8 protein-coding genes and 1 pseudogene are annotated in these 14,624 nt (G+C 42.2%); 6 read left to right on the top strand and 3 right to left on the bottom strand.

What is annotated here, in order from left to right:
• The first annotated feature begins 52 nt into the window (after positions 1-52).
• Positions 53-865 carry a flagellar hook-basal body protein gene (locus tag LJF29_RS17080; protein ID WP_229149805.1) on the top strand — a complete coding sequence of 271 codons (813 nt, stop codon included), beginning with the start codon at positions 53-55 and terminating at the stop codon, positions 863-865.
• A gap of 32 nt (positions 866-897) precedes the next feature.
• Positions 898-1,707, top strand: coding sequence for a flagellar hook-basal body protein (locus LJF29_RS17075; protein WP_010332177.1), 810 nt, complete (start codon positions 898-900; stop codon positions 1,705-1,707).
• A gap of 21 nt (positions 1,708-1,728) precedes the next feature.
• Here LJF29_RS17075 and LJF29_RS17070 read toward each other — a convergent pair whose 3' ends face one another.
• The gene (locus LJF29_RS17070; RefSeq protein ID WP_010332176.1) at positions 1,729-2,793 is read right to left on the bottom strand and encodes a tetratricopeptide repeat protein; all 1,065 of its coding nucleotides are present in this window, start codon (positions 2,791-2,793) and stop codon (positions 1,729-1,731) included.
• Between the two features lie 193 nt (positions 2,794-2,986).
• On the opposite strand from LJF29_RS17070, the gene fabZ reads away from it, so the two are divergent.
• Both fabZ and mscL read left to right on the top strand, forming a co-directional pair.
• The gene (fabZ, locus tag LJF29_RS17065) at positions 2,987-3,412 is read left to right on the top strand and encodes a 3-hydroxyacyl-ACP dehydratase FabZ (protein ID WP_010332175.1); all 426 of its coding nucleotides are present in this window, start codon (positions 2,987-2,989) and stop codon (positions 3,410-3,412) included.
• A 72-nt stretch (positions 3,413-3,484) separates the two neighbouring features.
• Entirely contained in the window at positions 3,485-3,877 is a 393-nt protein-coding gene (gene mscL, locus LJF29_RS17060; protein WP_010332174.1) for a large conductance mechanosensitive channel protein MscL, read from the top strand.
• Between the two features lie 59 nt (positions 3,878-3,936).
• On the opposite strand, the gene LJF29_RS17055 is transcribed toward mscL, so the two are convergent.
• Together LJF29_RS17055 and LJF29_RS17050 are read right to left on the bottom strand one after the other, a co-directional pair.
• Positions 3,937-4,917 carry a histidine kinase gene (locus LJF29_RS17055; RefSeq protein ID WP_229149863.1) on the bottom strand — a complete coding sequence of 327 codons (981 nt, stop codon included), beginning with the start codon at positions 4,915-4,917 and terminating at the stop codon, positions 3,937-3,939.
• Positions 4,918-5,145: 228 nt separating this feature from the next.
• A pseudogene (locus tag LJF29_RS17050) lies at positions 5,146-6,408 on the bottom strand (ATP-binding protein); the annotation flags it as partial.
• Positions 6,409-7,211: 803 nt separating this feature from the next.
• Between LJF29_RS17050 and LJF29_RS17045 the strand changes: the two are divergent.
• A complete protein-coding gene (locus tag LJF29_RS17045) occupies positions 7,212-8,288 on the top strand; it encodes a response regulator (RefSeq protein ID WP_229149804.1) in 1,077 nt (358 codons plus the stop codon).
• 335 nt (positions 8,289-8,623) lie between these two features.
• On the top strand, positions 8,624-14,605 hold the full coding sequence (locus LJF29_RS17040) for a SpaA isopeptide-forming pilin-related protein (protein WP_229149803.1): 5,982 nt from the start codon (positions 8,624-8,626) through the stop codon (positions 14,603-14,605).
• The last annotated feature ends 19 nt before the right edge of the window (positions 14,606-14,624 follow it).

Here is a 14,624-nt window from a genome sequence, read left to right as displayed (position 1 = left end):
CGAATGTTCCTATGTGACAACTGGAAAAAATGCCATTTTAGAGGTGGAAAACTTGTTAAAAGGATTATATACCGCAACATCCGCAATGATTGCCCAAGAGCGCAGAACGGAAATGCTTTCAAATAATATCGCAAACGCAAATACATCCGGATATAAAGCAGACCAAGGCTCGCTGCGCGCGTTCCCTGAGATGCTTCTTAGCAGAATTGAATCAAAATCTCCGGCTGGCACATCGAAAACAGAAATCGGTTCCGTTAATACCGGTGTCTATATGCAGGAGCTTAAGCCTCTTTTTACACAGGGAAGCCTCAAGTCGACGGATCAGCCTACAGACATCACATTGGTTGAAAATCAAGTTCCGGTTCATGCGGAAACAAATGAAAATGCCGCCCTTTTTTATCCGGTTCAAACGGAGAATGGGGTCCGTTATTCAAAAAGCAGCACGTTTTCTTTAAATGAGAATAATCAGCTGACGATTAACGGAAATACCGTTTTATCAACGACAGGACAGCCGATTACGGTCGAAAATGAAAATTTCACCGTGTCTGAAAACGGTACTGTTACTGCGAACGGACGAACAGCCGGACAGATTGATGTCAGAATGGCAGAGGATGTCAGAAATCTAAAAAAAGATGGCAATGATTTGTACAGTACGGCTGACGGAAATGACCTGCCGAGCGCGGCTGGCAATAACCAAGTATCCTATTCATTAAAACAAGGCGTTTCGGAGCTTTCGAATGTTGATGTGACGAGCGCCTATACAGAAATGACTGAAGCGTACAGATCGTTTGAAGCAAACCAGAAGGTCATTCAAGCTTATGACAAAAGTATGGACAAAGCAGCCAATGAAATCGGAAAAATATAAGATAACGGAAGAAAAAACGGGGGACATCAACTATGCTCAGGTCAATGCTAACGGCATCAACAACCTTAAACCAGCTGCAGCAGCAGATTGACACAATCAGCAGCAACCTTTCCAACAGCAACACAACCGGCTATAAGGCTAAGGATACGAATTTCTCTGAGCTCGTCAGACAGCAATTCGATCAGGTTGATGAAAAAAACGAAGAAGTGGCACAATCCCGCAAAACGCCGCCCGGCTTGCGCCTTGGCGTCGGAGCGATGATGAATTCACGGCTTGTATCTGATCAAGGAAGTATTCAGAAGACGGAGCGCGATCTGGATATCGCTTTTACGTCTCCTTACCAATACCTGCAGGTTAACGTGAATGGCAATCGCCAGTATACGAGGGACGGGGCGCTTTATTTATCGCCTTCAGCTGATAATGCCAACCAGCTTCAGCTCGTGACAGGCAACGGTCATCCCGTGCTTGATGAAAACGGCAATGCAGTAAACATAGACAGCTCAATGAAAAAAATTACGGTCAATGATAACGGGACCTTAACCGCGTCTAACGGGAATACAGTACAGCGGTTTAATCTCGGAGTTATCCAAGTAAACAATCCTCAAGAGCTGAAATCCGAAGGAAATAATCTTTTCTCCATTGATAATGCGGCAGCCTTTGAAGAGCTGAATGGCGCAAACAGACAAAACATCGGCATGCAGCAGGGTGCACTTGAAATGTCAAATGTGGATATTTCTAAACAAATGACAGATTTGATTACGTCTCAGCGTTCTTATCAGCTGAACAGCAGAACGATTACAATGGGTGATCAGATGCTCGGTTTGATTAATTCTGTCAGATAATAGAGAGAGGGGCGTTTTCAATCAGCCGCGCAGTATAAAAAAGGCGGCTTTTTCGAAATCGTCCTTTTTTTTGTAGTATTCCGTGATGTCCTCCAAAAGCACCTCTAAATCCACCCAAGCTTCGATTTTTTCAAGTTCAAGCACATATTCAAGCAAGGTATCATAAGGGTCTTCAGCAGACGTATAGAGCGCTTCAAGTGTTTTTAATTTCAATTGAATTGTTTGAATGTTTACTTTTTCAGATAATTCTTTTCCTTTTTGCAAAACCGCTTTTCCTTCTGAGATCTTTTCTGTTTTAAAAAGGGCTCTGACGGATTCATACACACAGTGAAGATAGGATACTGGAGAATTGGTTTCAAATTCCTGATTCTTCAATACCTTTTTAAAGTATAGAAGTGCTTCATGGTCTTTCTTTTCGGTTGCTTTTAAAAAGCCCAAATTATAATAAGCATGGCATAGCAGGTTATCGTCATTTAACTGCTGGGTTTTCTTGATGATTTCTTTGAAAAGCTGTTCAGCCTCATCATAGCGTTCTTGATCAATATAGTTTACAGCGAGCAGCAGTTTGCAGCTGATCACCTTTTTTACATAGCCGAATTGATGCAAGTAGATATTTAAAGCTTTTTCAACATATTGGATGGAAAGCGGCGGTGATTTCATCAAGTAATAGGCGCCGGCGGTTTGATAATAAAAGTCAGCGGCTTCAAATGAGTTTTGAATCGCGTGCAGGTGCTGCTCAGCTTTTTTAAAACCATTCACCGCATGCTTCGGAGCGGTTTTTACCATTTCATATAATCCTGAGAAAAAGTGCAGATAATATTTCAATTCATCATCCATTTTTTCTTCCTGTTCATATAAATCATGGAATAATGAATCCAGACCGTCCTGGTTTTCATAAAGCAGCTGATGCCGTGCGAGGAACAATTGATAACGCATCCAAAGTTTTGTGTTCCTTTTAAGCTTCGGAAGGTTCTGATCGATTTCCTCTTTAAGTGCTGCTGCGTCATCCATTTTGCGTTTGCCAATAGCGGTATACCACTCGTCTAACATTTTTTGCATTCTTTTTTCTATAAACTTTGAAATCATTTTCCTACCTCTTTGCTAATGGTAAAATCTATAATTATCATATCACAACTTTTGACGGCTCTCATTGACAGTTGGTTACACTTTGGGTGCAGGTTGAAAAAGAGATTCATTCATAATATACTTTTCAAATGTACAGATTGGATCATAAATGATTGCTATACATACTAACGCAGATGAAGGAGATGTCAAGAGAATGCTTGATACTCAGCAAATTAAAGAAATTATTCCTCACCGTTATCCGTTTTTGCTCGTAGACCGGATTACGGAAGTTGAAGAGGGCAAACGGGCCGCAGGATATAAAAATGTAACCGCAAATGAAGAATTTTTTAACGGCCATTTTCCTCAGTATCCGGTTATGCCCGGCGTATTAATCGTAGAGGCACTTGCCCAAGTCGGCGCTGTTGCCATGCTGATTAAAGAAGAAAACCGAGGCAGATTGGCTTTCTTTGCCGGCATTGACAATTGCCGGTTTAAAAAACAAGTGAAACCAGGTGACCAGCTTCACCTTGAGGTTGAGATCATTCGTGCGCGAGGCACAATCGGGCGCGGAAAAGGCGTTGCCAAAGTTGACGGCGAAGTGGTTTGCGAAGTGGAACTGACTTTTGCCCTTGGCGAGTAAGTGAAAAAAAGACAGATGGGCAGCGGCACATTTGTCTTTTTTTCTTTCAAAACAAAAAAGCAGGTGATTGTAATGTGGAAAGAGTTTAAGACCTTTGCCATGCGCGGGAACATTGTTGACCTTGCGATTGGTGTTGTCATAGGGGGCGCGTTCGGTAAGATCGTCACATCGCTCGTTAATGATATCATTATGCCTTTAGTTGGCTTGCTTCTGGGCGGGCTTGATTTTTCGGGACTGTCATTTACATTCGGTGATGCGGTCGTCAAATACGGCAGCTTCATTCAAACCATTGTGAATTTCTTGATCATATCGTTCTCTATTTTTATTATGATTCGGACTTTGAATCAATTGAGGCGCAAGAAAGAAGCGGAAGAAGAGGCCGAGGAGGAAGCGGCGGACGCGCAAGAAGAGTTATTGAAAGAAATCAGGGACTTGCTGAAGCAGCAGACAAGATCTCCAGAATAAAAAAAGACTGCCGCTGGAATGCGGCAGTCTTTTTTATAGGTCAAGGATTACCGTATTCTTTATTGTTCCTCCGCATCCGGAGACGTGCTTATAAATTTAGGAGAATCTGTTGTTTCAGTAATGTGTATGACCATCGAAACAGCTGTGCCGGCATCCGGGATGCTGCGGATGTTCAATTCACCGCCGCAAAAATGCTTGAGACGCTGGTTGATATTTTTCAGTCCGACGCTGCGATCGAAGTCTTGAGACAGGATATCCTTTTGTTTTTCCGGCGCAATGCCAACACCGTTATCTTCAACTTCGACGTAATATTCGTTCCTGCTTTGTTTTTTTACGGTCAGCTTAACCCATCCTCCGCCTCTTTTTTTGCTGACGCCATGATGGACTGCATTTTCCACCAATGGCTGAATCATTAAAGGCGGAAGGATGAAGTCAATGTCTTTGTCTATATTGAAAAGAATGTCCAGCCGATCGCCGAAGCGGGTCTTTTCTATGGAGAGATAGGAATTGATAATAGAAAGCTCGTTTCTGAATGAACTGATGGCTGATGTATTTTGGAAATCAAAACTCATTCTTAAATAGTTAGTAAATTCAGCTGTTATCTCTCGCGCTTTTTCAATATCCAAATGACTGAGTGAAATAATTGTGTTTAACACATTGTAGAGAAAGTGTGGTTTGATTTGCGACTGCAGAAATGCCATCTCCATATTTGTCGCTTGGTTTGCTGTATGTTTCATCATAATCAGGTTTTTGATACGCGCCATAAATTCAGAGTAATGATAAGGTTTTTGCAAAATGTCATTCGCTCCGGCATGAAAAGCCTTGTATTTGTCATGGCCGATGATGGCTGCTGTAATGATCAGAACCGGAAGATCAACCATAGTGAATCGTTCACGAATTCTCGTACAGACTTCGAAACCAGTCATATCCGGCATCATCAAGTCCAGAATCACCAAATCAAGCTTCGTGCAAGAAACCACTTCTAATGCTTCCGTTCCGTTTTTTGCAGCAATTACATTGTAGGGCACGCCTTCAAGCATATCGCTTAAAATTTTTAAACTGTCAATGTTATCATCGACAATCAGAATGGTTGGTGCGTCAATTTTCTCAGAGTAATAGGGCGTGCTTAAAGAGATACCTGACATCTCTAGCCCGGATTGTAATTCTGGAAGACTTGTTTTGGTTTCAGGCACAGATTCATGATGGACAATGGGCAATGTGAAATGGAATGCCGACCCTTTTCCCTCTTCTGATTCGACCCAAATGTCCCCGTTTTGGAGCTGGACCAGCTGTTTGACAATACTGAGGCCAAGACCGGCTCCGTCGTCTTTATTCATTTCTGCTTGCTGAAAAGACTCAAAGATGGTTTGGCGATCGGCTTCGGAAATGCCGCTTCCGGTATCCGTAACTGTCACCTTGATCATGTTATCGTTCAGTTTTGAAGCAGAAAGTGTGATTTGGCCCTCCGCTGTATACTTGATTGCATTGTCTACTAAATTGGTTAATATTTGGCGGAAGCGGTTTTCATCTGCGAGCACTAAAGGAAGGTCGTCTGGAATATGATTCATCATATTTAAGTTTTTATGTCTCGATAAGAGATTATAGAAATTCATTTCCGAACAAACTAAAGCATAAATATCAACAGGCACCGGGTGAATTTGAAGCATGCCTTGCTTTATTTTTTCTAAATCCAGGATGTCATTCACCAGATTGGACAGCCTGTAGCCCATGCGGATAACAAGCTGCATGTTTTCTTTCTCTTCTTCTATCGTTCTTTTTCCTTTGCCGGCCAGCAACGTTTGGCATATATTAATAATGCTGTTCAGCGGTGTTTTAAATTCATGCGATGTCTTCGCTATAAACTCATCCTTCAGCCGGTCAACCCTGAGTAATTTCCACGACAGCACTTCATTTTCGCGGAATGCGCCGGCAAATTGCTGTGCCATGAGAAGAACAATCGCCAGCAACGCAATGACTGTCGGCAATGAGTAGATCGAATTAAAAGAAAAAGCCGTTTTTCCTGTGTAAGCGGAGATGGTCGTTAAAATGACAAAAGCACTCATTGATATAGAAGCGATTGTCAGATACAGGCTTCCTTCCATTTTGCGGATCGCTGCGATCGTAAAAATATATGTGATATAAACCAGGGTCGAAACGGCTAGCACGGAATGTAGTATGTATGAGGAGTGGCCGATAAACCCAACGGTTAAAAAATCTATGATCAAGACCAGCCCGCAAGAAACAGTGGCTATGAGAATAAAACGTTTTGACACAATCTCTCTGTAAGCAAAATAGAGATAGAGAAAAACCGCTATACTGACAAACACAGTTGAGATTGCCCTCATTGAATTTAACAATGAAAATGAAATGGACGGAAAGAGGAGGAATATAATCCGCTCTTTTCCGATCATCAGAATAATGAATGAAAACAAAAGGCACATAACAGAAAAAAACAGCAAATGTTTATCCTTTTTTCTTTGCAGGTAAAAGCCCAGAAAATATAATCCGGTAATGAAAAATGCTGTAATCATGACCGTATCATTAAGAAAGGAAATTTTGTTTTCACGCACTATTTGGTCCTGGGTTCCAAAGGTAATCGGCTTTGCGATTCCCCACCCCGGCGTTTTTCCGAAGTTCGAAAATTGTACGACAAGTTCATTATCACCCTTGTGAAGCGGAAAAAAGCTCGTATACGGTCTGTTTTGTGCTGTAAAATCAGGTTTATTTGAGGGGCTGCCGCTTTGGCCTATGACTTGTCCATTAAAATAGCTGCGATTTGCACTGTAAATAAACGACGTGCTGACCCCGAAAACCTGATTGTCTAGCTTTGATTTGATCGTCAGCTTGTACGTTCCGTAATCCACGTTGATACCTTGCTTGGCCAGCTTCACATTACTGGGGACATCAACGAAGAGGGGATCTTTTCCTTTTGCTGAAGCAATCTCTTTTGGCGATAAAATCTGATTTGGATATAATGTCCACTTTCCGTTTAGCTGTACATTCCCATCCTTCTGAAAATCCCAGTTCTCCAAGTTCATGACCCCATGCTTTGCTTCAGGAAGTGTTGATCCAAAAAGATGATCAATCGCTATAAAAACCATAAACAAAGCGGCATAACCGAAAATAATCGAAATGAAAATAAATTTTTCTTTCATATCAATGCTCCTTTATAATAGGATCACTCTACATTCCTATTTTTTATAAATATTGTAAATGTAAACTTTCAAAAGCAACAATAGCAAGAAAAAGAATCCAATTAAAGGGGCTATTTGGCATGATATAATAGAAGATATTTACTAATATCTCGATTTTACATATAGGGTGGGATGTGTTTTTGAACGCGTTAATTGTTGATGATGAGCATCTGGCATTGCTTCATTTTAAGAATATGCTTGAACGGACAAACGCCTTTCAATCTATTACGGCATTTCAAGATCCGATTGAAGCTCTGGAGCATGCGGCGATTCCTGCTATAGATGCGGTGTTTCTTGATATTGAAATGCCCGGAATTAATGGCATTGAGCTTGCTGAAGCGATTCAAGCGCAGAATGAAAACGTCCAAGTCATTTTTATCACGGCTTATAATGAGTTTGCTATCAAAGCGTTTGAGCTGAATGCCATTGATTATTTGCTGAAGCCTGTCATTTACAAGCGGCTTGAGACAACAGTTGAACGTATCAGAACGAATAACAAGCTCAGGGCACCTGCAGAAAATACCGAGGCGCATTATTTCATTCAATGTTTTGGAAGCCTGCAGTTTTATCAAACCTTAAATAGCGTCAAGACAAACATACCGGTCAAATGGAGAACGTCCAAGGCGCGTGAAATCTATGCTTTTTTACTTCATAATCAAGGACGTGTCGTCAGTAAAGACCTGTTAATCGACCTTTTTTGGCCCAATTATGATGTTTCAAAAGCAAGCACCCAGCTTTACTCAACCATTTACCAAATCCGGAAATTAATCGGCCAGGTTCCTTTCGGCCAATCAATCGAGAAAACAGAAACAGGGTATATTCTTCGTTTTTCAGGAGTAAAGATTGATGTTGTTGAATGGGAAAGGTCACTAAAAGAGGCTCCGCCGCTTAATACATCTACCTTACACCAGCACATGGATATGTTAATGTCATACGAAAACCATTACTTTATGGAGTACGGCTACTTGTGGGCAGAACCGGAAAAAACGCGTCTTGCCCAACTGTGGATCGGCAAGGCATATGAATTGATTGATTTTTTCATGCATGAAATGAACTACAGTCAAGCGATGGACATTTGTCTGCAGGTTGAGAAAATTGAACCTTTCGATCATAAAATTATGCAATACAAAATGCAGATATTTAACAAAAACGGGAAGGTAGAAGAGGCGATAAAGGAATATCAGCGCTACAAACAAATGAAAGATCAGATTAATTAAAGAAGCAGAAAACTTATCCAAACCAGTGAGTGTCGATTGCCTTTCGATGCACACTGGTTTTTTTTGTACATGACACCTAAAGGGAAGGCCCTCGCCATATGTCTGAAACTTCGAATCTCCAATTATATCCATTTCGCTTGAATCATACATGATTTTTTGTTGTACAGAAATTGTATAGTTCCATTTCATACAATGTAGTTTGGTTCGGATGGCAAATCTTAGTTTTAAAACTCATTCGGCATTAGTAGTTTAATTGTGGGGGATGGAACATGGTTTTATGGTCTCATGTATCAATCGGCAAGTGAAAAATAGATATGAAAGGGAGGAATGAAAAGTTGAGAACGAGGAGTTTTCCCTTAGGGCTGAAAAAAAGCGGGCGGATCGTTATGATCATAAGCCTTGCCATCTTTTTCTTCTTCAGTCAGATCGCCAGCTATACTCTTACCGCACAGGCTGTGGATGTAACGTCAAGTGACAGCCAATTCTTCGATTCGGTGACTGTCAAGGACGGCAAGAACCAGATTGTAGACGGATCAAAAGGAAACGAACCGGCATTAACGCCGGGGGATGAAGTGACACTGACATATGAATGGTCATTGAAAAAAGATGTAGAAACAGATAGTGAACAGGATATCAATGTGGAGATCCCTAAAAACTTTACATTTGATAAAGGTGCAGAAGGTGAAATCAAATCTGCTGATCAGGTCATCGGCAGCTATCAAGTGCCGGCGGGCAGCAGCACCATGACGGTAAAATTAACAACTGGATTCGCGGATTCTCCGAATGCCAAGGGAACCATTACACTGTCAGCCGCGTTTGCTGCAGATGCAAAAGACGATGAACATACAGTAGCAGCCCTTTTTCAACTAGGGGGAGGCAAAACCCAGCAGGTGATTATTCCTGTTAAGAAAGATGAATCACCAGATGCCGAGGAGGAAGAGCCAAAAAACGACCCTTCTGATACTGATGGTGATCAGAAAGAGACAGATGACAAATCTGCACCACCAGTCAGCAAGGATCAAAAAGAGGAAGAACAGCAACCGTCAGCCGACTCTAAGAGCGGTGATTCCTCAAAGGATAAAGATTCAAATAAAGTGTCATCCTCAAGTCAATCAGCTTTCAGAAGTTTGCAAACTGAAGAAAAACAAATCACGCAAAATCTTTTAACCGGCGTGACATTGACGGACGAAAACGGAAAGCCATATGACAAGGGCAATCGTGCCGATACGAATTCTCCGGTGAAAATTTCAATTGATTGGGCCATTCCTGACGATTTTGGAAAAACAATCAATGCCGGCGATAAATATGAATTTGATTTACCTAAAGAATTTATTATGCATAATGACATTGTGAACCTGCCGTTAAGCGCCGGAGACACCACATACGGGACATTTTCTATTGATACGAACGGACATGTGGTGATGACATTTAACGGCGAGGTAAAAGAAAGTTCTAATGTCAAAGGCACATTGGTTATCAATACGCAGTTCAATGAGAAAAAAATAACGGGTTCGACAACACAGAAGATTCCATTCCCTGTGAATTCTGATACTCCTGAAACAACAGTTTATTTTAAACCAAATGTGAGTAAAACCATTGATAAATCAGGTGCACTGGATAAAGGCATCAACCCCGGTAAAGTAACATGGACGGTCGATGTCAATAAAAAGTTGGATCAAGTCAAGAATGCCAAACTCACGGAAAGCCTTCCAGAGGGTTTAACCTACCGTTCAGTTAAAGTGTATGAACTCAATGTGAACATTGATGGTTCTGTCAGCAAAGGAAATGAAGTTTCTTCCGGCTACAGCGTTGATTCAAAAGGAAATGTCACATTTGATGGGACAATTGATTCAGCCTACCGCCTTGTGTACGAAACCGACATTGACAATAGTGCAAAGCCGAGTGAAGGCGGAAATATATCGCTGACGAACAAGGCGGCATTCAGCGGAGACAATCTGGAACCAATTTCTGCAGAAGCCACTGTTGCGGCCAAATATGGAAAAATGATCGCGAAATCATCGACCGGCTATGATGGAGAATCTCAAACATTCAGCTGGGCTCTTTCATACAACTATGGTGAGAAACAGATCGACCAATCCAAGGCCAGCATTAAGGATTCTTTTGGAACTGGCGATTTGCATCTCGTGAAAGATTCCTTGAAGGTTATTCCTATTACCTTTGGACAGAATGGCAGCGAGCAAGCGGGCACGCCTTTAAAGGAAGGCGAGGATTACACGCTGATCGATAATGGAAGCGGATTTGAAATCAAATTTAATAAAACCGTTACCAGTGCTTACAAAATCACATATCAAACAAAGGTCAACAGCGGAGTGATCATTGATAAATCGACAACATACACCAATAGCGTGGTGACCGGAACAGGGGATTCTAAAGAAGCTTCTGGAATAGCCATTCAGCAGAACCTCATTAAAGGGTATTCAAACGTTGATTATGAGAAGAAGACGGTTGATTGGACGATTACAATTAATAAAAACAAATATGAGATGAACAATTGGACGTTGGATGACCAATTCGAAAGCGGCGGATTGGTTCTGATTGATGACTCGTTCAAGATTCAAGACACAACGAACAACAAAACGTTGCAGAAAGACAAAGACTACACATTGACAAAAAAAACCGATAATAAAGGCTTTACTTTGGCATTGATCGGGGATTACAAAAAAACAGACAGTCAGTTTAAGATCACTTACACAACAACATTCAATGCTGATTATTCTAACGAAAGCGTCAAGAATACAGCACATTCAACATGGACTGATCAATACGGCAATGACCGCACAAATAAGGTATCAAGCGGTTTTACACCGAATCATCAGACTTCAAATAATGGTTTCAAAAACGGTTCATATAACGCAGTTTCAAAGGAAATCACGTGGAAAGTCGGCATCAATTATAATGGCGAACCGACAAAAAATTCTTATATAAAAGATGCCATAATAGATCCTCAGCAATTTGTGCCGGGTTCCGTTGTGGTAAAGAGCTATACGATCAATAAAAACGGCTCCATCACAGAAGGAGACGTCCTTGATCCTTCCAAGTATGAGGTCGAAGAGCCTTCAGAAAAAAATGAACGCACTCTGACAGTACACCTTAAAACGAGCGATTCTGTGCCATACCTGATTGAGTTTAAGACATCGCTCAAAGGAAAGGTCATTGACCAGAATCAGTACACAAACAAGGCAACATACCATAATGACGGTTATGCAGACCGCACGTTGACGGGTTCTGTTTCGGTTGTGAACGGAGGAAGCCTGGTTTTCAAAGGCGGCAAACAAAATGGAAACTACATCGATTGGAATATTAACGTCAACTCTAGCCAATCAACGCTGGATGACGTGAAAGTTACTGACACGCCAGATGATAATCAAATACTAGATGCAGCGTCTTTTAAAGTATATCAAGCAAAATATGATGAAAACGGAGTGGTCAAAGACAGCAGCGGAAATCTGACCGCGGGCGATGTCGAGCTTCAAAAAGACAAAGACTACACGGTAGACATCAAAACCGACAATACAACAGGTGAACAATCGTTTGTCCTGCAATTCATAGGCAGCTATAAGCAAATTGACCGTGCCTATGTGATCAAATACCGGTCTCTGATTAATATAGCCGGCACGAAGGGCCACGTTAAAAATAAGGTGTCCATTTCAGGAACAAATGTGAAAGAGCAGACTCAGGAAAACAGCAGCTCGATCTTTGTTGCCATTTCAAGCGGCGACGGTTCCGGATCAGGAGAAAAAGGAAGCCTGACGATTTTAAAGACAGGAGAGGACGATAAAGCTCTTGGAGGAGCAGAGTTTCAGTTATGGTCTGAAGACGCCAAGCAGCTCCTGCGCAACGGCACAACAGGTGCCGATGGTAAGCTTACATTCGGAAATATTCGCTACGGCTCTTACGTATTAAAAGAAGTAAAAGCGCCTGACGGATATACCATCAGCGATGCTTATGCAAAAGGAGTCTCTGTTAAGATAGACAGCAACTCATCCAAGACAGGAGCGCTGTACAAAGTCGTAAATCAACAGAACAAGGTGACGCTTATCAAAAAAGACGAACAAAAAAATCCTTTAGCTGGTGCTGTTTTCAAGCTGGAGAAAAAAGCGGGCAACGGCACCTATACTTTGATAGAAACAGATATCAAAAGCGACAAAAACGGAAAAATCGAAATGAATGGTTTGCCGGCGGGGTATTACCGCCTCACAGAAACGAAAGCTCCTGCCGGGTTTATCGTGAATACAAAAGCGATTCATTTCTCAATCGCAAAGAATGATAAGAATCAGGTGTCTGACGTAGAATTAGGAGAAATGGTCAATTATCAAGGAAGGGCCTATTTAACGAAGGAAGATGCCGCAGGCCAGAAACTCGAAGGAGCGGTCTTCAAGATTATCGATGACGAAGGAAATACGGTTCAAGAAGAGCTGACGTCGGATAAAGACGGAAAAGTAGAGGCTTCAGGCCTTGCGCCGGGACGCTACGCCTTTGTCGAAACAAAAGCGCCTAAGGGATACGTATTAAACACCGAGAAACAAGAGTTTACCATCTCCGAATCAGCAGAAGGAAAGCCGGAGTCAGCTGATGCCGGAGCAGCCGTTAACTATAAAGGTTCTGTGCAGCTGGTGAAGGAAAATGCCAAAGGGCAGAAACTTGAAGGGGCTGTTTTCAAGATTGTCGATGACGAAGGAAATACGGTTCAAGAAGAGTTGACCTCAGATAAGGATGGAAAGGTCACAGCTTCAGGCCTTGTACCTGGACGCTACGCTTTTGTCGAAACGAAAGCGCCTGAGGGTTATGTATTAAACACTGAGAAACAGGAGTTTACCATCTCTGAATCAGCAGAAGGAAAGCCGGAATTAACTGATGCCGGGATAGCCGTTAACGATAAAGGCTCCGTTCAGCTGGTGAAGGAAGATGCTGAAGGGCAGAAACTTGAAGGGGCCGTCTTCAAGATTGTCGATGACAAAGGAAATACGGTTCAAGAAGAGCTGACCTCGGATAAAGATGGAAAGATCACAGCTTCAGGTCTCGTACCTGGACGCTACGCCTTTGTCGAAACGAAAGCGCCTGAAGGATATGTGCTGAACACTGAGAGAAAAGAGTTCACCATCTCCGAATCAGCAGAAGGAAAGCCAAAGTCAGCTGATGCCGGGATAGCCATTAACTATAAAGGCTCCGTTCAGTTAACGAAAGTAGACCAAGATGAAAAAGGAGTAGCCGGTGCCATTTTCAAAATCGTTGACAACAATGGAAACACAGTAAGAGATGACCTTGTCTCAAAAGAAGGCGGCAACATTGAGGTTGACGGTTTGGCTCCGGGAAGCTATCAATTTGTTGAAAAACAGGCGCCAGACGGATATCTCCTATCCGAAAGCCCGGTGCCGTTCACCATTAAGGCTGAACATGACGGCCAACCAGAACAAGTTGAAGTAACAGCTGTCAACATCGAGAACCGTGTCGTTCTTACAAAAATAGATCAACATGATAAAGAGAAAGTTCTTCAGGGAGCGGAGTTCAATCTGACTGATGCCAAAGGCAAAGTTTTGAAATCCGGTCTCATCACGGATGACAAAGGACAGATTACCGTACACGGTCTCAAAGCGGGAGAATATCAGTTTATCGAAACAAAAGCACCTGCGAATTACAGTTTGAATAAAACGCCAATATCGTTCAAGATCACCAATACTGAAACAAAGCCAGTCGAAATCACCGCAGAGAACATACTGACACCAGGCGACGTGAAACTGACAAAAGTGGATCAAGACGATAAAAAAGCCGTTTTGGAGGGTGCTGAATTCAAGTTATTGGACGCGAGCGGAAAGCCTGTAAAAACTGACGGCTACGGCAAAGATCTGCCTAAATTGTGGAAAACAAATCAAAATGGACATTTCACTATCAAAGGCCTTGCGCCGGGACGCTACCAGCTTATCGAAACAAAGGCGCCCTATGGCTATAAACTGGATGAAACACCAATCGAATTCACAATAGAAAAAGGACAGTCAAAACCTGTTGAGATTGTTGCTTCTAATCAGAAATTAAAAACGCCAACGCCGAGCAATGATACACCGGATAAACATGTGAAGGGAGATGGACAGCATCCAAAAACCGATGGCACAGATGGTCATGTAAAAACAGACAATTCACATCCAAAAGCCGATGATCCAGCTGGCCATACCAAAACAGACAATTCCCTTCCAAAAACCGGTGATACAGACAGTACGGTGCCGGTTATGATCGGCATTCTGCTGCTCTTAGCAGGCGGAGCTATGGCTCATGTCTCTAGAAAGAGACAAAGAAAGGCTTAAATGTGATGGCACCTGATCA

This window comes from Bacillus sp. LBG-1-113 (assembly GCF_020708615.1).
GTDB lineage: Bacteria > Bacillota > Bacilli > Bacillales > Bacillaceae > Bacillus > Bacillus mojavensis.
Note: the sequence above shows the minus strand (reverse complement) of the source record. Positions and strands in the feature narration are given on the sequence as shown.